This window comes from Anabaena sp. UHCC 0451 (genome assembly GCF_034931405.1).
GTDB lineage: Bacteria > Cyanobacteriota > Cyanobacteriia > Cyanobacteriales > Nostocaceae > RDYJ01.
The window spans coordinates 69,047-95,124 of sequence record NZ_JAYGHA010000023.1; the positions used below are offsets into that span (position 1 = coordinate 69,047).

Consider the following 26,078-nt stretch of genomic DNA (forward strand, 5'->3'; position numbering starts at 1 on the left):
TAAAAACAATAATTAATCAGGTTTCACATTTGCTGCAACAGGAATTATTCGCATCATATAGACGCTATCATTAACGTACAATTTACCCCCCTAAATGACGGGTAGCGGCTATAAACAATATTCCTGAACGCCCCAGCAGCAAATGTAGAGTAGGAGATTAAAGGCGATTGGTATGCCTTCTCCTACTCTTCTTTTATTTATCGGTAATTCATAATTGGAATTTAAACTAAGCGATATTCAAATTAATTCGCACAATCACATCGTTGAAATCTTTGTCACCACCGTTTGGTAAATCCTCAAAGCCAAAGATGTTATTTCCTAACAAACGAATATGATCTACTTGATCAGCATTAGCTCCCAAAAATGGGAAGTAAACTGCTGGATCATTATTGGGATTACTATCAAGTAAAGCATCGGGTTTACCATTAACAATAATAAATGGTGCAAAGATAGAACCTGGTTGGAAAATTCCTGTGTAAGTTGCCGTACCTTGGTTATTAACTGTCAAATCAATACCTGCTACACGCCCACGAGTTGCGGCTTCAATATAACCAGCTTGTCCAGCAAAAATATCGGCTTTACCATCTCCATTAGTGTCAATACCGCCATTTTCATCAGTGACTTGATAGAAGCCAATAAAATTATTAAAAGCTGCTTCTCTATTCACTACAAAATCAGCTTTTACCTGACTTGTGACACCGCGTAAATCAATCACTTCTCCTTGGAATTTGCTTTGTAAGTTTGTACCTAGAGGTAATGAATCATTAGTGGGCTGAATCTTCACTACTAGATTATTGAAGTCAGCAGCATTATTACCAGAGCCATCTTTCCAAGCCAGAGAAAAGTTATTATTTCCTAAATCTTTAATCTTTTGCATTAAAGGATCAGAAAATAGGATATCTGTGAGTGGGTTAACTCCAGCTTTCACCGCATCATTTGTACTATTTTTTAGTAAATAAAATCTGAAGTTATCACCAGAATTAAATTCCAGCAAATGTGTCAAATTGTTGTTATTAAAACCATTGGGGAGATTAGCAATAGCAGAGAAAATTACCTTTGTTCGCTCTAAAGCTGCTTGGGTATAACCTGGCGCTCCTGGTGCAATACCGTTGATTTTACCTTGAGCATCATCAACAGTAAATACTCCCAATTCATTTACAAAATGAGAATTTTGTCCAGTTAGGGTAACTTGCAGTTGGGATTTAGCAATGCTATTTGTAATATTAAAGATATCATCACTAATTTTTGAAAGTGTGACGCTTGGTTCAATATTTCTCGGTTTGACATCTAGTAAAAATGTGTCAGTTACACTTACTCCATAATTATCTGTAGCGCGGACATCAATTGCCCAACTGCCAATATCTGAATTTTTTGGTGTACCGCTAAAGGTGCGAGTGATAGGATCAAAGCTTAACCAAGTGGGAAGAGAATTACCATCAGCTAGGGTGGCAAAGTATGTTAGAGGGTCATCAGGATCAATTTCAATGAAGCTGCTTTCAGCAAAGGTAAAGCTAAAAGGATTATCTTCTGTAGCAACTTGATCGAGAATTGTATTTTCTACTCCTGGAGGGGTGTTAATGCCTTCAATTGCATCAGTAAAGGTTTGCAGATCCCATTCAGGACTAGCATTCCAAATGCCCACCGTCCACTTTGAAAATGCTTCCCAAGGTGATATTGCAGTTGATGTTTCGCTAAATGTTTCAACCGGCGGATCAATAGGCGTTTCGCCGAATGTCTCCACAGGTGCTTCGCTGAATGCTTTAACGGGCAGATCAATAGGTGTTTCACTGGATGTTTCAATGGTGGGAACAGCAAAAGTATTTGCAATTGTGCTTCTTGCCTGGAATTGAGGAGCATTATTACTGATTGGTGGATTTAATGTATTTTTAGTAGATTCAATGATTTTGTTCCAGATATCACTAGAAAACTTGCTAGCCGCATTCCATGCTGCTATAACTTGATCGGTTAAAAATGGAATACTGTAAATGTACGTTCCTAACACAATTCTCGATGCTTCAGTAGTACCTCGAAAAGTTAAGGCTTTGGCAAATTCAGGATTAATGTGGGATACAGCAACTTGAAATGCAAAATAATCTGGATCTGGTAAATAGGTGAAGAAAAAGTTGCTCAAATTGCTAGATAATTGTTTCGGACTCATTAATAGCCCAGTTGGTTTTTTGAGGAAGCCCTTTTTTATATTGGTAGCGTCATATATATCATATATGTTGGTAGCGTCATAGCCCACCTTAAGAGATAATACTGGTAATAAGTGAGTATTAGCAACGCCGAAAAGACTAGAAGGATCGCGAGGATCAAATGACAAATAATCAGACAAAACGTATGAACCTGGAAGATAATTAAGTCCAGCCATACTGACGACATCGGAGGAAGTAATGTAGTGTGTCGTACTGTTGATATTAGCTTTCGGCGTACCAGATGAATTAATTCCAGGACTGTTAAAAGTGACAACTTTTCCTAAATTACCTGTGTAGTTAGAAGCGATCAACTGGGTTAAAGCACCGCCCAAACTATGTCCCGTTAAATTAGGTCGAAAAATGACTCCACCATTCTCAGGCTGACTGACTTTTTTTAGCCAAGTTTCTACAGCATTTTTATTAGCGATATACTGATCGAATCCTACACCATTAGGATTTGCGTCACTGAATACATCCTGTCCAGTTGCAGTCCCTCTACTGGCGAGTATAGGAGCTTTTCCCAGATCGTAAATTGTTCCTATTGCATCTCCATCAGCTATTGTGGCGTTGTTAGCACTGGTAAGTTTAAGCGAAAAATTTTCATTGGAAGTTAATCCAACTGCTTGAAAATCTGATTTTGGATCATTAAAAACTTGATCGACGTAATAGCCCAAATCACCATAGGGGGAAGAGTTGATGTCGGGAACTTTGTCAACATCTTGTTCTTTATCTTGTTCTTTTTCCCAGTTTCGATAGGCAGTATCTTTAGCAAAGATTTCTAAGTCTTGATCGGAAACGCCTCTTTCTCCAAAGACTGTTACGGCAATTTCTTTGGTTGTTTCTCCAGGTGCGAAAGTTAATGTTCCATTAATTATGGATTGATAATCTTTAGCGTCTTTCTGTCCTGTAGAGTTGACAAGTTGATCAGATGTGGAATAAACAATAACTACATCTTGATTACTGGGCTGTGAGAGGGTTACTCTAAATTTAATAACTGTATTCTGATTCTCATTAACTGAAACATAGGCATCACTCACTGATACAGTGGGGATATCATCATTGGTGATAGTTCCTGTAACAGCCGTAGTTGTACCAATTGCATATCCTGTTCCAGTTGCTAAAGTGAGGGCTACTGTCTCATCAGCTTCAACTGTAGTATCTTCTGTAGGATCTATTTCTACAGTAGCGATCGCAGAACCAGGAGCAAAGGTAACAGAGCCAGTAGAAGCGGTGAAGGATGAGCTTCCAATTGGGGTATAGTCAGTATTAAAAGTTGCAGTACCTCCCACATTGTAGTTGACCGTGAGGGCATTGGTAGTAGCTCCAGTGCGGGTGAATGTGTAAACAAGATTTGGAGTACCATCTTCTATAACCGTAGTGGGATTGACTGTTAAAGTGATGTTAGGAAGAAGATTGTCGTTATCAATAATTGTCAGTGTAGCTGTAGTCTGAGTCCCTAATGTTGCACCGCCAGTAGGGTTACTCAATGTCAGATTAACCGTTTCATTTCCTTCAATTTGGGTATCATTAATGATGGGAATAGTGACGGTTTGGGAAGTCTGTCCACTATTAAAAGAAACCACAATTGGCGTACCGTTGTAGTCTGATGACTGTGTAGCTGTGCCATTACTGGGTGTGACTTTAACCGTAACAGTACCATCACTGCCATTAGTGCGCGTTAAGGTAATGGCTTGGACTGTTGTACCATTTTCGTTAACACTATAGGTACTGCGGCTAAAAGCGATCTTACCCGAACCTGTTTCTGTGGAGAGTGTTAGTTGATATTGAATGGGAGACTCATTGTAAATTATGTTGACAGGATCAACTAAAATATCAGTACCATCTCCAGAAAGATCAACAAAATAAGTTCCTGCTCGGAGATTAACTTCCACGCTGCCAGTTGTAGAAGGGACACCAATACTGAAAGAGCCAAGATTTGCACCGCGATTTCCCTGCACATCTTCAACTGGAGTGGTAATATTCAGAGTTGCCTGACCAATATTTTTAAGAAAAGTGAGGTTAAAATTAACCTTAGCATCGTTAGTGAGAGTAAAGGCGTAGTTGTCCTGATTAGCCTGAGTAACGCCATAAACGCTACCCGAATCAAAAAGCGTTCCTTGACGAGAAAGAGTATTATTAACTCCCAAAGTACCTAGTTGTGTGCGTGCAGGATAGGAGGTTGCCTGAAAGGTATTAGTCTGAGTATCAGGGGGCGAAAATTGTAATCGGGAATAGTAGTAAACCGGACCGGTAGCAGGAACATTGCTAAATTTTAGATAATAAGCACCAGGGTCAAGATTCAGAAAGTACAGGTCAGAGTAGAGGGGAGAGGTGGAATTAACGCTATTACTCAGTGTAGCGATAGGAGTATTATCTGCTTTGAATATCTGAAGATCACTACCATATAGAAAAAGTCCATTTTTCTGAGTGAGTGAGAATTGATAAAAAAGAGGTGCGGTAGATGTGTCACCGACTTCTCTCTCAAAATCTATATTCTTCCTTATGAGAAATCCTAATGTTGTGGTGTTGTAAGTTACATCGCCTAGATTGATTGTACTGGGGTTGTCGTTATCAACAATAGTCAGTGTAGCTGTACTTTGAGTACCCAGAGTAGCACCACCAGTAGGGTTACTCAATGTGAGATTAACCGTTTCATTACCTTCAACCAGGCTGTCATCAACAATAGGAATAATAACGGCTTGACCAGTCTCTCCAGGATTAAAGGAAACCACAATTGGCTGACTGTCGTAGTCTGATGGCGCTCTAGCAGTGCCATCGCTAGGTGTGACTGTAACCGTTTGAATCCCATAGGGATAAGTGCGTTCTAAGGTAATGGAGGCTGCTGTACCATACTCTTTAACGGTGTAGGTGCTGCTGCTAAAGGCGATCTCTTCTATAAGCGGTTTTGGATTTAGATCGTCAGTAATATTCAATACTTGATCAGTCCCTGTAAGGTAATATTGACCATTTCTATAATCAAGAATAAAACCTTCCAAAAAAAACCTTTGCTGTTCTACCTGAATAACTTGACCATTAAGCGCAATAACTCCATGATCATCTTCAGCCTTTAAAGCCCGCAAAGTATCAGCATCCAAACTCTGTCTCTGTACCAACGCGGCAAAAATCGCCCCTTCATCCCCCTCACTATCCACCTGATTAACCTGAGCATCTACAAAATGCCCATATTCTTCTAATAACGTACCGATTAAAGTTTGTGGTGTTGCACTTGCCACAAAAGCATCTGATAAATAAATCTTATTCGTGCTAATGCCATAAGCCCCATTCGCATTCCCCAAAATGCTGCTACTAATTACCTCAATATTAGGAAATTGACTAAAATCACCTTTGCGCCATTGCGATCGCAGCTTGGCTACATTAGCATAGTTATATGCTGTCCCAAAAGCTGTATCAAAAAGAGTCCAAAAATTGTCTAACTCCGCAAATTGACTCAGATTGGTGTAGGTCATAGCAAGACCTAAATTAATGCTATCTTCAAGAACTTTGAGATTAGTAAGACTTGGATTAGTACCCAGCATACCGAGTTTATTGGCTATATCGAGAGTATTATCGGCATTGTCAACGGGAATTGGTTCTAAAGAAATAGCATTAGACATAAATGAATTACTCAATTGCTACTGAAACACTTCAACAAGATTATATAGTGTCTTGTCTGTATACGCAAGTAATTAGGGCTACACCATACAAGCTAGGAGCAATCAAATCAGATTCCTATAATTGATCATTGGAAAAAGCTAAACTTGATATTAATAACTAATTCTTAAATTAAAAAAAATTAGTATTTTTTAAAAACTCTAAAATGGCAGCATTCACCACAGCAGAAGCACCTGTGGATGCGTCATGATAACAATTTTCCAGAATTTGAAAACGAGAATTAGGGATATGATGATGTAATTTCTCACCGTGACTAACAGGAAACCAACTATCTTGATCACCCCATAAAATTAGAGTAGGACATTCAATAGCACTAAGATTATTTTGAATTTTATTTAACATATTTGGCTGTTTCGCTTGCAAATTCTCAATCTCTCGTGCTGCTATTTGTAACTCTTCTGCAACTTTCACCAAAGTTCCTGGAATTTCAATAAACGGGTAAGTTAGCCAATAGATATCTTCTTGGGTGAGAATAGAAGGATCAAATAATACTCTCCGTCTTTCTATAGCCATAACTTCTCTAACTATAGGCGCAAACACATAAGCCAGACGTAAAAAATCAATTGTATGGATAACTTCTAATGGTGTTTGTGCCAGTAATCCCATCACCCAATGAGGTAATGTTTGAGCAAAAATAGGCGCATTCATGACTACTAAACGCCCAATTAATTGAGGATTTTCTCCAGCTAATGCTAAAGAAACTAATGCACCTAAAGACTCGGCAACAATCACAGGTGGTTCATCACATAAAGCTGCAATAATTCTTTCTAACTCAATTACTTGATGACCATTTTCTTCTCGACGTGATAAAGGTTTTTCTGAAAAACCATAACCTTTAGCATCAAAACAAATTACCCGAAAATATTGAGATAAAGGGTTTATACAATGTCGCCAATTATAACTCCAACTACCCAAACCATGTAATAAAATTAGCGGTCTACCTGTACCTTTTTCGCCATAAGCGATTTTTACTGGATATCCATTGGCATCAGTAATAATTAGATTTTGCTGCCCTTTGGGAAAGTTAACTTGCCACCAATCTTTCATCTTTTTTGGTAAATGTAATGTATATCTAATAATTAAATGTCCATTTAACCATTAATTAAAGCGGTTAACAACATTTTTATGATAATTACAGGTAATGCGACTAAAACAATGGCAAGTAGAAATAAGCCAACGAAAAGAGCAATGATAAATCCTTGATCCGCTTTCTTTTTTTCACCTGGAGATTTTAAATAATCTTCCAATAAATTGAGGTTATAATTATTTGCTCTCCAGGCAAAATCGAACAAGTCTCCCAACATCGGGATAGCGCCTACTAAGGCATCAATAATGATATTTACAATCATTCTGCCCAAAGTTGCTCTCGACACACCAAGCCGCGCTGATTCAATGATAATGTAGGTAGAAAATATCAATCCCAAAACATCACCACCAACAGGTATTAATCCGATAATTGGATCTAAACCAATACCAACTTGAGTTCCAGGAATGGTAATAGCATTATCTAAAACTTTACTAATTTGACGTATACGTTTTAATGTTGCTGAATAGCCATCAGCTTCAATAGAAATTTCATGATGAGAATTAGACATTTTTGGTAATTGGTAATTGGTAATTGGTAATTGCGTTATTTAGTTCCCTTGTAGCCTTTTCCCGATTTTTAATTGAATAGATTCACCAACAATTACATTTAACTGGTTGCCAACAAGGAGAACAAAGGCACTTATCCATAACCACAACATTAATACTATGAAAGTTCCTACTGTGCCATAAACTTTATTATAATTTCCAAAGTTGGTAACATAAAGGCGAAATAAGGCGGAAACTAGCGCCCAAAATATAGCGGCTAAAATTGCCCCAGGTATCAATGGTGTATCAGGTTTCCACACGCTAGGACCATAACGATAAACTAGGCTAAATGTAGCAGCAACAATAACCAAAGCTAAAGGCCAAAGTAGCAATTGCCAAAGAGGTAATAAAAATCCTAAATAAGCATTACCACGTACTAGCATACCCAAAAGTAAATCACTAATAAATACTAAAAAAGAAGCCAGCATTAAAAGTAAAATAGTCCCAAAAGTTAAACCAAGAGAAATGAGTTTGGCTTTCCAAAAAGGGCGTGTATTTTCTGGGGGAACTTGTTCGATTTGATCAAAGGCAGTCATAGCGGTACTGACTGCACCAGAAGCTGTCCAAATAGCGATCGCAAAACTAAAAGAAAATAACCCAGAATTTTTAGAGTTGGCAATTTCTTTTGTAGCAAATTCACTAATTAAAGTCCAGGCTTCTTGAGGTACAATATGACTCAGTTGTACTGTTAATTGAATAAAGGTGTTTCGCAAAGATTCTGCAAATAAACCGATAGCTGTCAACACTGCTAAAACTGCCGGAAATAGCGATAACATAGCATTAAAAGCAATTTCTGAAGCCAGTCCTAAAAGTCTCCTTTCTACAGTTCTGGCAAAAGTTTTCTTGAGTGTACGCCAATTAAGGTAGCGAAAAAACCTTATAAAATGGTAATTAAACATATCTTCAACATATTGATTTAGCGAAGTTATGGCAGAGTTTCTAATGGTAACTTATTCTGTGATTGGACTGTAAGTTTAAATTTCATACTTGATTTAGTTTCTGTTCCTAATTGGGTATTTATTCTATCATTTTTAATTTGCCATTTTGATTGTAGGTATTCTGTGATGACTTGCGATCGCTTCTCAATAATATCTTGTGGTTCTGTGAGTTCTTGGTTAACTGTAACTTCTAGATTTAAATTAGGTGTTTGCTGCAAAATTTGTCCAGCACGATCTAAAAATTTGGTATTAGCTGGTGTTAATAAGGCTTGATTTTTTTCAAAAAGTATAGTTCCTAAAGAAGTAGCTATTCTCTGCATTTTCACTTTAGCAGACTGATAATCAAGTTTATTTCTAATATTATCTGCCATGAGAATTTGGGCATCTCTATCAATATCGCGTTCACTCAGATATACTAACTGAATGCTTAACGGTTCAAGGGAGCTAGTAATTAACTGGTAATCAATCAATTGTGCTGGATCAGGCAGTTGAATATCACGTAAAGCAGATTCAACCTCTTGCATAAAACTTGCTTGTAACTGAGCAATAGTAATAACTGGTTCAGTCGGCTTTTCTTCAGCTACTTGCCGTAAAAGTTCATTTGATGCAGTAGGAATTTCAATCAGCTTTAATCCTAACAATTCTGATGGTTTATTTAAACGTTCTGCTAACAGTTGAATATAATTATTTTGTTCTTCTGTTGTATATTCTTTACTACTAAATACCTGAAGTTGAATTATCAATTTATTATTTTGCTGTAAAGTGGAAATATTACTAATATAAGAACGTGGTTCACCATTTATAAAATTGGCAAATTTCTTCTGCCATATTTCTGTTGCTGATCCACGAATCTGATTTTCTTGTTGTTGCAAAGTAATTTCTCGCCGGAGTTGATTGAGAGATTGATTGAGAGGAAAACTAATTAAGCCAATGGTACTAAAAATTAATAAAAATCTTCCTGGCAGACCTCCAATTTTTTTGATTTGATTGTATGCAGGTAATTGTTCTAAAATATGCTGCATCCACAAACTTTCTTTGTCAGTTGTACGCCATTCCTTAACTTTTATTCGCACCTCATCATTATCAATATGTAGCCCCAAAAAAACCAGCATAGCTGTAAAAGTAATCGCCACTAAGTTGGTAAAAAACAGTAATCCACCACCGCTAGCTACCTGCAAACCTTTAACAGAATCTAGAGTGATGGCTATACCAATACCATAGCCAACTACACACAAGGGCGGCATTAAGGCCACGGCAATAGCCACACCAGGAATAGAAGTTGCAACCCCTCTTGGTTCTTTACAAATTGCCACTGAACCCACTGCACCAGAAAATAAAGCAACTACCAAATCTAAAATATTGGGACGAATTCTGGCAGCAATTTCGCTAGTCATTTCTTTAAATGGTAGTAAAGATACAAGTAGCACTGCAAAAGAAATGGCTACTATGCAACTTATGACCAGATTGAACAGCGCCCGCATAGCTAAGATGACATCACCTGCTGCTAATGCTAGTCCATTGGCTAAAATACCCCCCATTAATGGAGAAATTAACATTGCTCCAATGATTACGGCTGGACTGTTCAACACTAATCCCAGGGTAGCAATACCAGCTGCAAACAACACCTGAATCCAATAACTGACATCCTCAAGGGTTACGGATCTGCATATATCCAGGTATACTAGTTCTTTACGGGCTTGACTAATTCCCAAGTTGTTTGCAAACTTATCTCTAAACATAATTTAAGTGCTGATAAAATTCTGTCATCGGTGGCAATAAACAACGTTAATTTTGTTTCTAGTCTACTACTCTATTCGTTTTATTAAAAAGTTTCATTCCAAATAATACAAAAACCTGCTATGAGTCAAGATTTAACACAACAGTGGTTAGGCGAAATTCAAGCCCTGAAACAGCAGATAACCGAATTGCAACAAAAACGTGATGAGGCTTGGGAAAGTTCACAAAAATGGCGACAATTATATAACACTGAGTCAGAACAACGTCGTGCAGATGCCAAGATATATCAACAGGCGATTGCATCTATAAAAGCTGAACTTCGGAAATTACAAGGTATAAACGCTGAAAACATTACTGAAACTACTACAACGAATATTGACCCAGAATTGGCAGACTTAAAATCTGTGGAGGAGTTCAAAGCTAAAGTTATGGCCGTTACTCAAGAACGAGATCGTTTAATTCACGCTTTGAAAACAGAACAAGAAAATCACGCCCAGACTCGCAATAACCTAACCACAGCTTTAGGTGATACTATTGATAGTTTGGCAAAGGCGCGAGCAGCAGGGGAAACAAAGAAAGGAGAGGAAACTCGTGAAGTGGAGGGCTGACAGGTGTAGGTTTTTAAATAGAAAAACTAAGAGGTTTTTTGATGAATTTTTCTAAAAATTTCTAAAAATCGTAGTTATTGCTACATACAATCGGGAAAACGATAGTTAACATTAAAAAAATCTGGTACTGGAAGAAAGCATTTTAAGAACAACTTTTTGTGTTCTGTGTTTATCTTCTTATCTTGCGAAACACCGCATATAGGAGTCTATCTTCTTCAGAAATTTACCTGAGTTTAATAATATCAAATTTCGCTAGTCTAATCTTTTAGGCTCATAATTTCTCTCACAAGATTGAGGCAGGTATTAACAAAATCCTGTCATTATGCAACCTAAGCTAAACGCAAAGGAGTTTGCCATGATTCGACAAATGTGCTGGTTATCTAAATCTAGCGGCGATGGAGAGAAAATCCTGCATTTGCAGATTTCGCCTGGTCAACCTTGGCGGCCTTATACGGCGTTTCCTCAATTTTCAGTTCCAGATTATCAAATACCAGGTGGTTCTAAGGGTTGGGCAACTTATCAAAAACTGTTAAAAGCTGGCTGGAGTTTAGTTCCTAGCGCAAGGGCAAATGAGTTTAGCAGTAACTTTGCAGAGTCAACAGTGCAAAATTAATAACCTTTGGGTAAACCTTCACCACGGGGATCTGCTGCTCCTTCTAAGGTATCATTTTCTGTAACAGCGATACCTTCGGTGAGCGTAGCTATCGCATTTGCATTACCCCAAGGTGCGGTTTCTCTGATTTTCTGTCCCCGTCGGCGTAAGTCTTGCAAAGTTAACGCATCTAAACCCCAAGACTCGACACGCAACTCATCGGGTAGCCACTGGTGATGTATGCGTGGGACAGATACGGCTGCACCAACATCCATTTTGTATTCCAAAACATTCAAGATAACTTGCAATACTTGGGTGATGATGGTGCTACCTCCAGGCGCACCTACAGCTAAACGTAGGCGGTTGTTTTCGGTGACGATGGTGGGTGTCATACTGGAAAGTGGTGTTTTCCGAGGGGCGATGCTGTTGGCTTCGTTACCAATTAAACCAAAGGCGTTTGCTACTCCTGGTGCTGCTGCGAAATCATCCATTTCGTTGTTTAAAACTATCCCTGTTCCTGGTGTGACTATTCCTGCACCAAAACCTAAGTTGATGGTGAAGGTTAAACTGATGGCGTTTCTGTCTGCGTCAACTACGTTTAAATGACTGGTTTCTGTTTTTTCAGGAATTTTTGTTGTTTTCAGTCCTGGTTTTATTTCTGTGGATGGTGTCGCCTTTTTCATGTTAATTTGTTGGCGACGTTTTTGGGCGTAATTTTTGCTAATTAGTTCGGAAACGGGAACTTTAATAAAATCAGGATCACCTAAATATTGTGAGCGATCGCTATAGGCAATTTTCATAGATTCTACCATTAAATGGATCGCGTCGGGGTGATTCCATCCTAATGATTTTAAGTCTGTGTCACCAATAATATTTAACATTTGTAATAGATGTACACCACCTGATGATGGAGGTGGCATAGAACAAACTCTAGCTTTTCGGAAGTTGCCACAAACGGGAGTGCGCCAAATTGGTTTATATGATTTTAAATCTTCCAAAGTAATTAAACCGCCATTTTTCGCCATATCAGCAGCGATAGTTTGAGCAATTTTTCCGGTGTAAAAACTTTGAGGATTTTCAGAAATAGCTGTTAACGTTTTAGCTAAATCAGTTTGAATTAATCTTTCACCGGGTTGATAATATTCACCGTTGCGAGTGAAGATTTTACTAGCTGCTGGGTTGTTGAGAATTTTAGGTTTACGGTCTTGAAAACGGGCAAGAGAACGCCAAGAGATTCTATCACTGATGATAAAACCATTTTTAGCAAGTGCAATTGAGGGTTTAACAACTTCCTGCCAAGGTAACTTACCATAACGACGATGTACTTCATACATACCCGCTACCGTTCCCGGTGTTGCTACTGCTAAATAACCGTTTGTACTTGCACCGGGAATAACTTTACCATTAGCATCTAAATACATATTTCTGGTTGCTTTTATGGGTGCGCGTTCCCGAAAATCTAAAGTTTTAATTTCGCCTGTTTTTTGAGAATGAAATAATAAGAAACCACCGCCACCAATACCTGCGGAAAAAGGTTCAACTACGGAAATAGCAAAGGTTGTAGCCACTGCTGCATCTACCGCATTTCCGCCTTTTTTTAATATTGAAAGTCCGGCTTCACTGGCTAAGGGGTTGGCGGATGTCACCATTCCGTTTTTGCTTTTTAAAGGTACGCTAATGGTGGCTGATACTGCTTGGGTGGTGAGGATAGCAGTCAGGGAGATGAAGGAGATAATGAGGTTTTTGATTTTGGTGATGGTGGGCATTTTTACGGTAGATTAAGTAGTGACAAAAACATAAATTTGCCAATATTTATTAAAAATTCAGCATTATTTTGAACAGAGATGTTTTAAATATGATGTAATTATTACATGGAAAAAGTACAAAAACCAGTCAAATGCTAAAATAGTATTGATTTATGGCTATTGGCAAGAGTTAGATTATGAACTCATTTGAACGTATAACTATTGAAGGATACCGTCGCTTATTTAATGTACAAATAGATATGCGAGATCGTCCTCTGACAGTCATGATTGGTGCTAATGGTGTAGGTAAAACTTCTCTATTAGAAATTTTCTCCCTTTTAGCAGCATCAGCAAATGCTCAATTAGCAAACAAAATTTCAGAATTAGGTGGATTACCTGATATTATTACCCGCGATAAAGCTAATAGTATAACCATTTCTTTATCCATGAGCGTACCTGGGTATGCACCACTTGATTACCAACTGGAAGTTGCACTAAAAGGTTTCACGTATGAAATTGCGCGAGAAACACTAACTGAAAATAATCCCTTAGTTTTAGAACCATTCAAGCACATTGATTCACTTGGATTGGATGTGAAGTATTTCAATTTTGAGGATGAAAAATTATTACGTCCAAATTGGGATCATAATCCCCTGGAAACTTCTCTTGCTCAAGTGCCAAAAATGTATCAAGAGCCTGAGAATCTACGTAAAAGATTAGCATCATGCACATTTTACGGTGCATTGAATGTTGCTCCTAAAAGTCCCGTGCGTTTACCACAGTCAATGCGTCCTGCAAGCTTACCAGGTGCGAATGGTGAAGATTTAGTTTCCTGTCTTTATTATTTACGAGAAACTGACTCAGAACGATTTGAAATTATTGAAGATACCCTTGCTGCTGCATTTCCAGATTTTGAAAGATTGAGTTTTCCTCCTGTAGCAGCAGGAACTATCACAATGACTTGGAAAGATAAAAATTTTTCCCGTCCTTTGTATATGCACCAACTTTCTGAAGGCACTTTGCGGTTTATTTGGTTAGTGACATTGTTACAAAGTCCAGATTTAACTGCCGTCACTCTTATTGATGAACCAGAAGTTAGTTTACACCCAGAATTATTGCAACTACTAGCTCATTTAATGCGAGAAGCTTCACAAAGAACTCAATTAATTGTTGCCACTCATTCAGATAGATTAATAGGATTTTTAGAACCTAAAGAAGTTTTAGTTTGTGATGCAGAAGATGGTTTAACTACTATGACATGGGGTGATACTTTTAAATTAGAACATTGGTTAGAAGATTATAGTTTAGATCAACTTTGGGCGATGAATTTAATAGGTGGTCGTCCATGAAAATAGCTATTTTAGTTGAAGGTGAAACAGAAAAAGCTTTTAAGCAAATTTTATCGGATTTTCTCAAATTGCGTTTACCACAAATGCCCAAACTTAAGTTTATTCCTCAGAAAGGTCGTATTCCTAAAGGAGAAAAACTTAAAAGGGTCGTTGAAAATTTACTAAATCAAGATGATTATGATGCGGTAATTGCTTTGACTGATGTTTATACAGGAACTAATGATTTTCAAGATGGGGCAGATGCTAAAGCCAAAATGAAAAATTGGGTAGGAAATAATCCTAATTTTTATCCTCATGTAGCACAGCATGATTTTGAAGCTTGGTTATTACCTTATTGGTCAACAATTCAGAAATTAGCAAAATCTAACAAGTCAGCACCAGGAGGTTTACCGGAAAAAGTGAATCATGGAAATCCACCATCTTATAGAATTAAAGAAGTATTTGAAACAGGTAAATGTCAACGCAGTTATAGTAAAATCCGTGATGGTGCGAGAATTTTGAAAGATCAAGATTTGATAGTTTCTGTGAATCAATGTTCTGAATTAAAAGCGTTTATAAATACTATTCTTGAATTATGTAAGGGAGATTTAATTCCATGAATCAGGAAATTATGATATTAAGTAAAGAAGACCAAAAGGTTTTTATTGCAGCATTACTTAAACCACCTCCACCCAGTTTAAAATTAAGGAATGCTGCTAAACGATATAAGAAATATGTACTCAAATCACTGAAACAGTAATTTATCAATTGTTTATCTGTTAGCTACCATACCCGCAAGTAACATTAATTTCCTTGCGGACTTTTGAATTTTCCCCTATTCCCTGATATAATACCAACTAAGTTGGAAATATACAAACTATGCCACAGGACTTATCACCCCTTTGGATATCGCTGAAAACCTCATTTTTAGCGACGTTCATCACCTTCTTTTTAGGTATCGCTGCTGCTTATTGGATGTTGGGATATCGGGGTAAAGGGAAATCTATAATTGAAGGAATATTTGTTGCACCGTTGATTTTACCCCCTACAGTTGTGGGTTTTTTGTTATTGCTATTTTTTGGTAAAAATGGTCCTGTTGGTAAACTAATGGAACCTTTTAACCTAACTATAGTATTTACTTGGTATGGTGCAGCTATAGCTGCAACTGTGGTTTCTTTCCCATTAATGTATAAGACTGCATTGGGAGCTTTTGAACAAATTGATGCTAATTTATTGCGAGTTGCCAGAACTTTAGGCGCTAAGGAATTTACAATATTTTGGCGAGTTAGTTTACCTTTAGCTTTTCCTGGTATTTTAGCAGGTGCAACTTTAGCTTTTGCTCGTGCTTTAGGTGAGTTTGGTGCAACTTTGATGTTAGCTGGTAACATTCCTGGACAAACGCAGAATATCCCGATGGCGATATATTTTGCTGTGGAAGCTGGGGATATGAAAGAAGCTTGGTTTTGGGCAATTATTATCGTATCAATTTCTTTAACAGGAATAATTTTAACTAACTTATGGCAAGAAAAAAATCATATAATTCGACGGACAGATAGAACAGAAAATAAACAGATCGTATCAGAAAATCAATCCTGTGATTTACCTTCTAATTTATCTAGATCCAGTCTATTTTTAGATATTGAAAAAAAACTAGCCAGCTTTCATCTTCAAGTTGCCTTGAATACGGATAATCAACCTTTAGGATTATTGGGAAGTTCTGGTGCAGGTAAAAGTATGATTCTTCGTTGTTTGGCAGGTATAGAAACACCAACCAAAGGAAGAATAGTATTAAATAATAGAGTTTTATTTGACTCAGAAAAAGGAATTAATGTTCCTATTCGTCAGCGAAAAATAGGGTTTTTATTTCAGAATTATGCTTTATTCCCCCATCTAACTGTCGCGCAAAATATCGCTTTTGGTTTACCCAAAGAATTATCAAATGGAAATATCAAATTAGAGATAGAAAAACAATTAATAGCCATGCACTTAGAGGGTTTAGGAAATCGCTATCCTCACCAACTTTCGGGAGGACAACAACAACGGGTAGCTTTAGCCAGGGCTTTAGCAAGTCAACCAGAAGCGTTACTTTTAGATGAGCCATTTTCTGCCCTTGATACACACTTGCGAAGTCAGTTAGAACAACAAATGACAGAGACTTTAGCTGAATATTCTGGTGTGACTTTATTTGTTACTCATAATATGGAAGAAGCTTATCGGCTTTGTCCCAATTTATTAGTATTAGAAGATGGGAAAGAAGCCCATCATGGTTCTAAATATGAGATTTTTAAACATCCTGCTACTATGAATGTTGCCAAAATCACTGGATGTAAAAACTTTTCTCATGCTGCTTTTATATCATCCCAAACAGTAGAAGCAATTGATTGGGGTTGTACTTTGGAAGTTGTAGAATCCATTCCTAATAAATTATCTCATATTGGTATTCGCGCTCATCAAATTGTTTTCAAAAATGACCCAAATCAAGAAAATACTTTTCCCTGTTGGTTAGTTAGAACCAGTGAAACACCGCACCGCATGACCTTATTTCTAAAATTACATTCTCCTGCTAATAATCATCATGAATATCACTTGCAAGCAGAAGTTTATAAGGAAAAATGGGTGACAATTAAAGACAAACCTTTTCCTTGGTATGTGCATTTAGATCCTGTGCGGTTGATGTTGATGGAATAAGTTAATTTTCAGATCCCCGACTTCTCCAAGAAGTCGGGGATCTTGATGATCATTTCAACAACAAATAAAATAACTGTCCATCGCTGACTGTCACACCTGCGCGATCGCCAGCTACATCTCCTGTTCCTAAATAATAATCTACCCTACCAGCGCCTTTAATAGCACCACCTGTATCTTGATCTAAAACAAAACGGCTAACTGTACGATTTTCTAATTCACCTTTTTTATTAACAAAAGGAAAAGGTGCGCGAATTAAAGCTAAAGCACCAGGAGGCATTAAAGATTTATCAGTAGCTATAGAACGTTCTGGAGTCAGAGGTACACCAACAGAACCCTGTGCTGTTCTACCATAGGTTTCTCTAAAAAAGACAAAGCTATTATTACGAGGAAGATAAACATTTAAATCTTGGGGATATTTTTGGAAATACTCAAAAATTGTCGGCATGGTTACGCCATTTTCTGGTAATTTTCCCGCCTCTACTAATGTCCGACCTAAACTTTTATAATTATAAGCTGTATTGCCGGCATATCCTATAGTTGTAATTGTTCCATCTGTTAATTTTAACCGTCCAGAACCTTGAATTTGAACAATATAAGGTTCAAATCTATCTCGAAACCAAAATAACTCTAAACCTCTTAATTTACCTTTTGCACCTTGTAAACCATCTGCACCTTCTAATTCTAATCTTGTAGGATGAGGCCTAGACCAAGATCGTAAATTGGGAGGTAAGCGATAAACAGGATATTTAAATTCTTTGGTTGGTTTTCGACTAGCTAAATATAATGGTTCATAATAGGCAGTAAATAAAACTGTACCTTGACTATCTTTACCGATAGATTGATAATAAATAAACTCTTTTTCAATAGCGGCTTGTAATTCTAAAGCAGAATTAGTTGATAATAGTAATTGCCGGAATCTTTGCAAACTACGATAAACTCTATCTTTGGTAATTCCAGGGATTTTATACCTTTGATAAGCAGCCGTAGCACGACCTGTTTTTAAATATTTTAAACTCTGATCAATAGATTTGATTAACGCTTTTTTATCTGCTATTTTCTCCTGTTCATTACCATAAATTCTGTTGTCTAAACAAGAAGCATCACTTTCACAACAACCAACTGGTAATCTTTGTACAAGTACAGGTAAATTTTTAGGGGTTTCAGTTTTCAAAGCAACTGGTAAATCCCACTTGGTTATTTGACATTCTGGAGAAATGCTATCTTTATTTTTTATCGCTGGCATTTCCAGGAAAAAAATCGTGAAAAAAAACGGTAAGCTAATTGTAGTGTTGAATATCTTTTTCATACAATTCATCTATTTGTAAATTCATTGGTAATTAAAAACCTTTTCCCAGTCCCCAGTCCCCAGTCCCCAATCCCCAGTCCCCAGTCCCCAGTCCCCAATCCCCATTACCTACTGTAGCAATTAAAAATCAACCGCCCATCCCAAAGGAAAGGCGGTTTTTGAATCTTGGTTTTTAAACGAAAATTCGGATCAGCTTATGATTACAATGAAGAACCGACTCCTGCGTAGGCTCCATAAAAGAAAATGCCTACAACAGTAATTACACCTAAACCTGCGATTGTAGCGACAACCCACAGGGGAATTCTCCCACTTCCAGACACAGTTTTCTCCTCGCTTACAAACAAATCAACAGAATTGAACGATGAGGTTCCAGTTAGTTAAAGAAGTAACTGGAGAATAGAATACCTAGAACAAAAATCAATAGTAGTCCCAGGTACAAAGAAGTACGGTTTAATTCAACCGGTTGTTGATTAGGATTCGGTGATCTTTCCATTACTTACTCCTAGCGTTGAATAAACTGCATTGCGGCGATCGCGCCTAAAAAGAAGACAGTTGGCACACCTAAAGTGTGAACTGCAAGCCATCTGACGGTAAAAATTGGATAGGTAACTGGTTGATTGATGTTATTGCCGCTTGCCATGATTTCAAACTACTTTCCGATAAATGTTTCTACTTGCTTTTTAGCTTCATAACGGTTGCTGACGATTGGCACTTCTTGCCGTACCTGAGTGAAATATTCATTAGGACGGGGTGTACCGAACACGTCATAAGCCAGTCCGGTGCTGACAAATAACCAACCAGCCACAAATAAAGCGGGAATGGTGATGCTGTGAATTACCCAGTAACGAATACTGGTAACAATGTCCGAAAATGGACGCTCTCCAGTGGTACCTGACATTTAGATAACTACCTTTGCAAAAACTATTATTGAGTTTATTATCCTACAAAGTTTAGAAAGAGTTACAAGTTGCAACGTTCTTCTCAGAAAAGGTTATCATCTCTTAACCCAATGTGTAACTAAGTAGCTACATCTGGGGAAGATGGTTGTGCTTGGGGGTTATATTTGAGCAAAATACCGCGATCGCCGATAATAAAACCTTGATCGGGGCTAAAAAATACAATCTTGTATAAGTTAGCTGCTACCCCTTCTACCTCACGGTCTTTTTCCCAGGTTTGACCACCGTCAGCACTGCGTAACAAATTACCACTACCACCACCAATCCAGATTTCATCCGGTGTGCGATAGGCCAAATCTAGTAAACCCCAGCTAGTAGCCAACTCTGGATATTCTACCTCTAACCACTCATCTGGTTTAGCTGGATCATTAAATTGAACTTGACCACCCCGTGCTAACAACCACAACTGGCCTTTGTCAGCAAAACCCATATTTTCTAAACGACGGGAACTATTACGGTTATGGGGTTCCCAAGCATTTTGTCCTGGTTCCCAAACTGAGTAAAAGCTACCTTTAGCAGAAACCGCAATATACTTACCATCGGGCGATCGCTCTAAGTTACGCACCACACCAACGGCCGCTTCTACTTGTGCCTTCCAGTTTTTACCACCATCGGTAGTTTTATAGATTGCTCCCACATCAGTAACCATTTCTGCTGTGTTTTCACCCAATGCTGTGATCATAATTGGGCTACCAGGTAGCTTTTCATTCAAGGGCAAACTAGACCAAGATTTACCTTCATCAGTCGTATGTAGCAACAAAGAAGGTTCTCCAACTATCCAACCTTCTTGACCTGCAAAACTTACAGAGTCAAATCGAGATTTTGGATCTTCAACAGCCAAGTTGAGAGGTTGCCAAGTATTACCACCATCATTGGTTTCCAACAGAGTAGCATTACTACCAACTAAATAACCGTGGTTAGGGTTATCAGTAAAAGCAATGTCGAATAGTTTCGCTTCTGTTGGCACATTAATTATTTGCCAGGGATTATAGCTGATAGAAGGAACTTTGCTACAACCTATACAGGCTAGGACTACTATGAGCGCAGCAAATATTCCTTGCCACCTTTTTACAATTGAACGCATCAGTATTTCTTAGTTATTTCTAAATTTGAATTAAGGGAACAGGTGACAGGGAACAGGGAACAGGTGACAGGTGACAGGTGACAGTGGAAGAAAGCAAAAGGCAAAAGGCAAGAGGTAAGAGTTAATTAATTTTCCCCAGTCCCCAGTCCCCAGTCCCCAATCCCCAATCCCCAATCCCCAATCCCCAAAGAGGTCTTATTGTAAGCCGTAAAGACTGATAAAAAACAAGAAGCCAAGAGCTAAAGCGCCAAATATTAAGATGTTCTTTTGGGTTGGTGTCAGTTTATTTACACCCAAGCCATAACCTAAGTTTTCTTTGAAACCAGATGCTGTACCAGCAGGTCCAATATTGGCAAAAGCTACCTTTTTGGCGGTACAAACTGGACAACGCCAATTGATAGGTAACTCTGCAAAAGCCGTCCCTGCTGGGATATCATATTTGCTGTCTCCCAACTCAGGTTCATAAACATAACCGCAGGAGCGACACTCATAGCGGTCTAACTCCTGAGTTTCAAGAGCTTCTTCAGCTTGTTCGCTCATGGCTGGATTCTCCTAGAGAGGAAATCTTAAAGATACGTTACAAATTATGACATAATTGTTAGGCTTTTATATCACTAACCAAAAAGGAATCAAATACTCTCAGTATAGAGTGGTGATTTTATGTAAAAAGAAGCTAAAATTTGCCGCAAAAATAAAATTACCGCCATCTGTGAAGCACCTTCCGCTTTCAACAAACAGATCAAAGGATTTACTATGGATCCCTGCGTTTTGGTTTATGGGAAAGTGCGATAGCGAAGCTGACCGAAGGTATCGCCTTTTTCAGAAATGAGAGAGTGCGATCGCTTTTCTTTAGTTGTGGAAGAGCGATCGCCTTTCTTTAGTTGTGGATAGTGCGATCGCTTTTTTGGGAATGGGGGGAAGTGCGATCGCCTTTTTTGAGAATGGGAGGATGTGCGATCGCTTTTTTGAGAATGTGAGGAGGTGCGATCGCCTTTTTGGGAATGGGAGGAGATGAGATCGCTTGTAGTGGGGGTTTGGGAAGTGCGATCGCTAACTACTTCAAAACATTTAACTCCAGAAAATGTTGTTTAATAATGTGTCAATATCACGATCAAACTGCCATAAATCAGGAAACTCATACTGTGGATAATCTTCTCGGACTTCCTTAAGTACATCTTGCCAAATTTCGTCAAAAATTTCCGGCAAATAATTTTTAAGACTAGGTGATTTTGCTAAACGTCGTTTAATTTGCTTGCGTTGTTCTCTAATAGTTTTTTCCCAACCATTATAATCATTTGTTAAGGAAAAATATAACCGCTTCAAAATATGTGATAATAATACATCCAAACGACTTTCCAATTCATCTCGATAAGATCGCCCCAAATCCTCAATCTCCTCTATTAAATTCTCAATATCCACATTGTCAAAGTCCCTAGCTTTTAATTTAGCTATAGTCTCTTGAGTCCAATGTAAATAATCAGATTCATATAAGGATTTTTTGGCAATTACTTGAGTCATTGATTTGTAACTCCTTCAATAAATCCAATATTATATTAACATCAGAAATGTTGAAATATTAGGTATTTCTTGGAAATGTGCCAACCAAGCGTAGTAGAAGACACAATTCCCTACAGAACCAAGGGAGCAGCCGCAGTTTTCATTGCTGAATCAGGAATTAATGCTACTGGTATCGTCGCTATGGGCTATTTGGATATTAACGTAGTGGATAGCGGTAGTCCTGTTCTAGAGGCAGAAAATTATTTTTCGGTAGCAATAATATGTAAATCTATTTTTTTATCTCTAATTAAATCCATTAATCGCTGCGTAAAAGAGCCTTTAATAAATCTTTTCCAGCGAGGTTGCTGACTCTCACCAATCACTATTTGAGTGATGTGATGAGTAGCAGCAACCTGAGCAATTGTTTGAGCGACATTGCTACTTTTGACGTGCAGAAATTCACCATCAAATTCTCTACAAAGTTTCTCACAAGTATCAATATGTAAACTTTCTTGTTTAGTGAGAAACCTTTCCGGATCAGCAATAAAGACCGTATAAAGCGGAGCATTCATATAACTGGCAAGCCGCGCCCCACGGCGTAACAATTGTATAGAATTTGGATAAGTAGATATACATATTAAAACTCGTTCATGGATATTACAACTTTGTCCAATAGCAGTCGAAGTATTTCCTTCTTCCTCAACAGTATCAGCTACTTCTCTTAATGCTAATTCTCGCAAAGCAATCAAATTACGCCGCTGAAAAAAGTTTTGTAAAGATTGCTCAATTTTATCAGCAGCATAGATTTTACCTTCACGCAAACGCTCTTCTAAAGTTTCTGGTGTCACATCAATAACAACTACCTCATCGGCTTCATCTAGCAGACGATCTGGAATACGTTCTCGCACCACAACACCCGTAATTCTCGCTACTACATCATTTAAACTTTCCAAATGTTGAATATTGACAGTGGAGTAAACATCTATGCCGGCTGCTAAAATTAATTCAACATCTTGATAGCGTTTTTCTCTAATTGAACCAGGTACATTTGTATGAGCTAATTCATCAACTAAAACCAGTTGAGGAGAACGGGCTAAAATTGCCTCGCTATCCATTTCTTCCAGGTTAATACTTTTATGAATTATGATTTTTTTAGGAATTACTTCTAATCCTAGAGCTTTTTGTGCTGTTTCTTTGCGTCCATGAGTTTCTAAAAAGCCAATGACAACATCAATCCCATCTTGTTTAAATTGATGTGCTTCCTCCAACATTTTATAAGTTTTCCCCACACCAGGAGCCATACCAATGAATATTTTATGCTTTCCCCGTCGCGCAGGGCGGATATAAGAACTATCAGGGTTCACGTCCATACAATTTTGCATAAATTAGGAGTTAATGATTGTTAAACTGCTGTTACTGTGGCTTTACAAAAACAGTTAATTAGTCATCATGTAAAAATTTAGCAGTCAGGACTCAGAATAAGGGACTTCCAAGAAATAAATTACCTAAATAAACGAACCACAGAGGCACAGAGGACACAGAGAAATGAGAGTTTGAGAGATTTTTTCGTTAGGTAGTTGAGTATTTTTTTATTTGGAAGTCCCTAATTGTAAAATCCAAACTTTAAAATCAAAAGTCGTATAATCAAGCATAAGTGTATTGTTATTCAAAATCCCTGTGTACGAATAGATTTAATCTCCCAATATACCCTTTGACAAATTATCATTTTTACCAAAACTCGAAAATATAGAATATAATCATTTGCTAACATCAGCTATGCTTGGCTTCAGATATATCAAAAGGTGTAATCATATACTACACAACAGTAGGAGTGTAATAAAATTATCATGGTTTTTTATATTTTTGCACGTATAAATTTTGTGAATCTATTAGACCTCACCGAAAATAAATGTAGAAACGTTCTATAGAACGTCTCTACAAGGGTTTCAAACCACGCACATTTAATTATCACTATATGTCTATTGTATAAAAAGATAATGCTAATACCATTTTTTTTATGTGAAACTGCACAAAATAATGAAATCGATTAATTCATCTGTGTTTATCTGCGGTCAGTTCTGCCTAAAATCTTATTCTATACAGCCTCATTTTAATTTGGTATAACTAACAAAATAAATGAGCAAGCGTAAAATTGAGAAATTCTTACAGCAGTTTTCATGTATTTAGACCACAATCAGAGTTAATGTATTTATTTGTTCATTAACAGTAAGTTAGGTATTATTTTTCAAAATTGACTGGCTATAACTTCAGTATAATCGAGTAAAAATTATATGGGACAAGGTTTTTTACAAATTGCGTTAACGCTATGTATTGTCATAGCTATTACTCCCAGATTAGGAAAATACATAGCCCGGGTTTTTTTGGGAGAAAGCACAATGCTTGATGCCATCATCAACCCCATAGAGAAAATTATCTATATAGTGGGGGGTGTCGGTAAAAAAGAGGAAATGACAGCTTGGCAGTATATTCGGGCAGTAATATACAGTAACCTGATTATGGGGATTTCTGTGTATGCACTCATTTCCTTTCAGAGACTTCTACCTTGGAACCCCAATGACTTAGGAATGCCTACATGGGATTTAGTGCTACATACTACTATTTCTTTTATAGCTAACACTGACCAACAACACTATATAGGGGAAACAACCCTAAGCTATTTCAGCCAAACAGCAGCTTTAGGTTTTTTAATGTTCACCTCAGCTGCAACTGGTTTAGCCGTAGGAATTGCATTTATTAGGGGTTTAACAGGTAGAAAACTAGGTAATTTTTATATTGATATTACCCGTGCTATCACGAGGATATTATTACCACTGGCCATTATCGGTGCGATCGCACTCATTGCTTTAGGTGTACCAGAAACACTAAAAGAAACTTTAGTGGTTCAAACCTTAGAAGGAGGAACTCAGTATATACCTAGAGGACCAGTTGCTTCCTTTGAAATTATTAAAATGTTAGGTGAAAACGGTGGTGGCTTTTTTGGTGCTAACTCTGCCCATCCCTTTGAAAATCCTAATGGCGCTACTAATTTACTAGAAATTATTGCCATGATCGCTATTCCCTCATCTTTAATTTACACCTACGGCGTATTTGCCAACAATCTTAAACAAACCTGGTTATTGTTTTGGATGGTATTTATAATTTTTGCCATTCTCATCTGGGTGACAGCAGTTGGTGAACTACAAGGAAATCCCCTCATTAACCAAGCATTAAACACAGAATTACCAAATTTAGAAGGTAAAGAAGTAAGGTTTGGCTGGGCAGAAACAGCGTTATGGGCAATCACAACTACTGCAACTATGTGCGGTGCAGTTAATGGAATGAATGATTCCTTCATGCCCCAAGGCATATTTTCCACTTTATTCAACTTATTCGTGCAAATTGTTTGGGGAGGACAGGGAATAGGAACAGCTTACCTATTCATTTATCTCATCCTCACCGTGTTCATAACTGGGTTAATGGTAGGACGCACCCCCGAAATTTTCGGGCGGAAAATTGAACAAAAGGAAATATTTCTGGCCAGCATCATCCTGATGATTCACCCGATTATGATTTTGATTCCTAGTGCGATCGCTCTAGCTTATCCCATCTCCCTATCAGGAATTAGTAACCCCGGCTTTCATGGTATTTCCCAAGTAGTTTATGAATATGCCTCAGCCGCAGCAAATAATGGTTCTGGCTTAGAAGGCTTGAAAGACAATACTTTATGGTGGAACTTAAGCGCCAGTTTCAGCATTTTAGTAGGGCGTTATATTCCCATTATCGCTATCCTCCTTTTGGCTGATAGTATGTCCCGCAAACCTAAAATCCCCGAAACTCGTGGTACTCTCAAAACCGATTCTTTACTATTTACCACCGTCACCGCTGGTGTAACCATAATTTTAGCAGTCCTCACCTTCTTCCCAGTTTTAGCTTTAGGCCCCATCGCTGAAGGTTTTAAACTAGCCTCTGGAAGTTAAGAAACTGGAAACTGGGGACTGGAAACTGGGGACTGGGGACTGGGGACTGGTGATTGGTGACTGGTGATTGGTGACTGGTGACTAGGAAAAATTTCTTTACCTAATCCCTAATCTCCTAATCCC

General features: G+C 37.8%; 23 protein-coding genes. 8 read left to right on the forward strand and 15 right to left on the reverse strand.

From position 1 onward, the window contains the following. Window positions 1–226: 226 nt before the first annotated feature. The 5 genes from VB694_RS16785 to VB694_RS16805 form a co-directional block, all read right to left on the reverse strand. On the reverse strand, window positions 227–5,809 hold the full coding sequence (locus VB694_RS16785) for a Calx-beta domain-containing protein (RefSeq protein ID WP_323361473.1): 5,583 nt from the start codon (window positions 5,807–5,809) through the stop codon (window positions 227–229). 169 nt (window positions 5,810–5,978) lie between these two features. After that, window positions 5,979–6,914: an alpha/beta hydrolase gene (locus VB694_RS16790; RefSeq protein WP_323361474.1), complete on the reverse strand. Its 936-nt coding sequence runs from the start codon at window positions 6,912–6,914 to the stop codon at window positions 5,979–5,981. A 44-nt stretch (window positions 6,915–6,958) separates the two neighbouring features. Then, window positions 6,959–7,462 carry a DUF4112 domain-containing protein gene (locus VB694_RS16795; RefSeq protein WP_323361475.1) on the reverse strand — a complete coding sequence of 168 codons (504 nt, stop codon included), beginning with the start codon at window positions 7,460–7,462 and terminating at the stop codon, window positions 6,959–6,961. Window positions 7,463–7,501: 39 nt separating this feature from the next. Then, complete coding sequence (locus VB694_RS16800; RefSeq protein ID WP_323361476.1) at window positions 7,502–8,398, reverse strand: YihY/virulence factor BrkB family protein; 897 nt, start codon at window positions 8,396–8,398, stop codon at window positions 7,502–7,504. Window positions 8,399–8,424: 26 nt separating this feature from the next. Further along, on the reverse strand, window positions 8,425–10,176 hold the full coding sequence (locus VB694_RS16805; RefSeq protein ID WP_323361477.1) for a DUF389 domain-containing protein: 1,752 nt from the start codon (window positions 10,174–10,176) through the stop codon (window positions 8,425–8,427). Window positions 10,177–10,296: 120 nt separating this feature from the next. Between VB694_RS16805 and VB694_RS16810 the strand changes: the two genes are divergently transcribed. Together VB694_RS16810 and VB694_RS16815 are read left to right on the forward strand one after the other, a co-directional pair. Then, on the forward strand, window positions 10,297–10,782 hold the full coding sequence (locus VB694_RS16810) for a hypothetical protein (RefSeq protein WP_323361478.1): 486 nt from the start codon (window positions 10,297–10,299) through the stop codon (window positions 10,780–10,782). A gap of 355 nt (window positions 10,783–11,137) precedes the next feature. Continuing rightward, window positions 11,138–11,395 (forward strand): hypothetical protein, encoded by a 258-nt coding sequence (locus tag VB694_RS16815; RefSeq protein ID WP_323361499.1) that lies wholly within the window; start codon window positions 11,138–11,140, stop codon window positions 11,393–11,395. Here the strand turns inward: VB694_RS16815 and ggt are convergent. Continuing rightward, entirely contained in the window at window positions 11,392–13,140 is a 1,749-nt protein-coding gene (gene ggt / locus VB694_RS16820; protein WP_323361479.1) for a gamma-glutamyltransferase, read from the reverse strand. The genes VB694_RS16815 and ggt overlap by 4 nt on opposite strands. A gap of 176 nt (window positions 13,141–13,316) precedes the next feature. On the opposite strand from ggt, the gene VB694_RS16825 reads away from it, so the two are divergent. The 4 genes from VB694_RS16825 (at window position 13,317) to modB (ending at window position 17,135) form a co-directional block, all read left to right on the forward strand. After that, window positions 13,317–14,468 carry an AAA family ATPase gene (locus VB694_RS16825; protein WP_323361480.1) on the forward strand — a complete coding sequence of 384 codons (1,152 nt, stop codon included), beginning with the start codon at window positions 13,317–13,319 and terminating at the stop codon, window positions 14,466–14,468. Continuing rightward, entirely contained in the window at window positions 14,465–15,067 is a 603-nt protein-coding gene (locus tag VB694_RS16830; RefSeq protein ID WP_323361481.1) for a DUF4276 family protein, read from the forward strand. Before VB694_RS16825 ends, VB694_RS16830 begins: the two co-directional genes overlap by 4 nt. Further along, window positions 15,064–15,207, forward strand: coding sequence for a DUF1778 domain-containing protein (locus tag VB694_RS16835; RefSeq protein WP_323361482.1), 144 nt, complete (start codon window positions 15,064–15,066; stop codon window positions 15,205–15,207). The genes VB694_RS16830 and VB694_RS16835 overlap by 4 nt, the downstream gene beginning before the upstream one ends. A gap of 119 nt (window positions 15,208–15,326) precedes the next feature. Then, window positions 15,327–17,135, forward strand: a complete 1,809-nt coding sequence (modB, locus tag VB694_RS16840; protein WP_323361483.1) for a molybdate ABC transporter permease subunit — start codon at window positions 15,327–15,329, stop codon at window positions 17,133–17,135. Window positions 17,136–17,184: 49 nt separating this feature from the next. Here modB and VB694_RS16845 read toward each other — a convergent pair whose 3' ends face one another. From VB694_RS16845 to VB694_RS16875, 7 genes are all read right to left on the reverse strand, one after another. Further along, on the reverse strand, window positions 17,185–18,441 hold the full coding sequence (locus tag VB694_RS16845; protein WP_323361484.1) for a murein transglycosylase A: 1,257 nt from the start codon (window positions 18,439–18,441) through the stop codon (window positions 17,185–17,187). 200 nt (window positions 18,442–18,641) lie between these two features. Continuing rightward, a complete protein-coding gene (locus VB694_RS16850) occupies window positions 18,642–18,761 on the reverse strand; it encodes a photosystem II reaction center protein J (RefSeq protein WP_190561572.1) in 120 nt (39 codons plus the stop codon). A 53-nt stretch (window positions 18,762–18,814) separates the two neighbouring features. Further along, window positions 18,815–18,934, reverse strand: coding sequence for a photosystem II reaction center protein L (locus VB694_RS16855; RefSeq protein ID WP_081462709.1), 120 nt, complete (start codon window positions 18,932–18,934; stop codon window positions 18,815–18,817). Between the two features lie 9 nt (window positions 18,935–18,943). Beyond that, complete coding sequence (gene psbF / locus VB694_RS16860; RefSeq protein ID WP_013190556.1) at window positions 18,944–19,081, reverse strand: cytochrome b559 subunit beta; 138 nt, start codon at window positions 19,079–19,081, stop codon at window positions 18,944–18,946. A gap of 9 nt (window positions 19,082–19,090) precedes the next feature. Beyond that, entirely contained in the window at window positions 19,091–19,339 is a 249-nt protein-coding gene (gene psbE / locus VB694_RS16865; protein WP_323361485.1) for a cytochrome b559 subunit alpha, read from the reverse strand. Window positions 19,340–19,458: 119 nt separating this feature from the next. Continuing rightward, a complete protein-coding gene (locus VB694_RS16870) occupies window positions 19,459–20,481 on the reverse strand; it encodes a photosynthesis system II assembly factor Ycf48 (RefSeq protein ID WP_323361486.1) in 1,023 nt (340 codons plus the stop codon). Window positions 20,482–20,676: 195 nt separating this feature from the next. Further along, on the reverse strand, window positions 20,677–21,021 hold the full coding sequence (locus VB694_RS16875) for a rubredoxin (protein WP_323361487.1): 345 nt from the start codon (window positions 21,019–21,021) through the stop codon (window positions 20,677–20,679). A gap of 313 nt (window positions 21,022–21,334) precedes the next feature. Here VB694_RS16875 and VB694_RS16880 point away from each other — a divergent pair, with 313 nt between their 5' ends. Next, entirely contained in the window at window positions 21,335–21,496 is a 162-nt protein-coding gene (locus tag VB694_RS16880) for a hypothetical protein (protein ID WP_323361488.1), read from the forward strand. Between the two features lie 53 nt (window positions 21,497–21,549). On the opposite strand, the gene VB694_RS16885 is transcribed toward VB694_RS16880, so the two are convergent. Then, window positions 21,550–21,999 (reverse strand): DUF29 domain-containing protein, encoded by a 450-nt coding sequence (locus VB694_RS16885; protein WP_323361489.1) that lies wholly within the window; start codon window positions 21,997–21,999, stop codon window positions 21,550–21,552. Between the two features lie 239 nt (window positions 22,000–22,238). Further along, on the reverse strand, window positions 22,239–23,348 hold the full coding sequence (locus VB694_RS16890) for a sensor protein KdpD (RefSeq protein WP_323361490.1): 1,110 nt from the start codon (window positions 23,346–23,348) through the stop codon (window positions 22,239–22,241). Between the two features lie 921 nt (window positions 23,349–24,269). On the opposite strand from VB694_RS16890, the gene kdpA reads away from it, so the two are divergent. After that, the gene (kdpA, locus tag VB694_RS16895) at window positions 24,270–25,955 is read left to right on the forward strand and encodes a potassium-transporting ATPase subunit KdpA (RefSeq protein ID WP_323361491.1); all 1,686 of its coding nucleotides are present in this window, start codon (window positions 24,270–24,272) and stop codon (window positions 25,953–25,955) included. Window positions 25,956–26,078 lie beyond the last annotated feature (123 nt).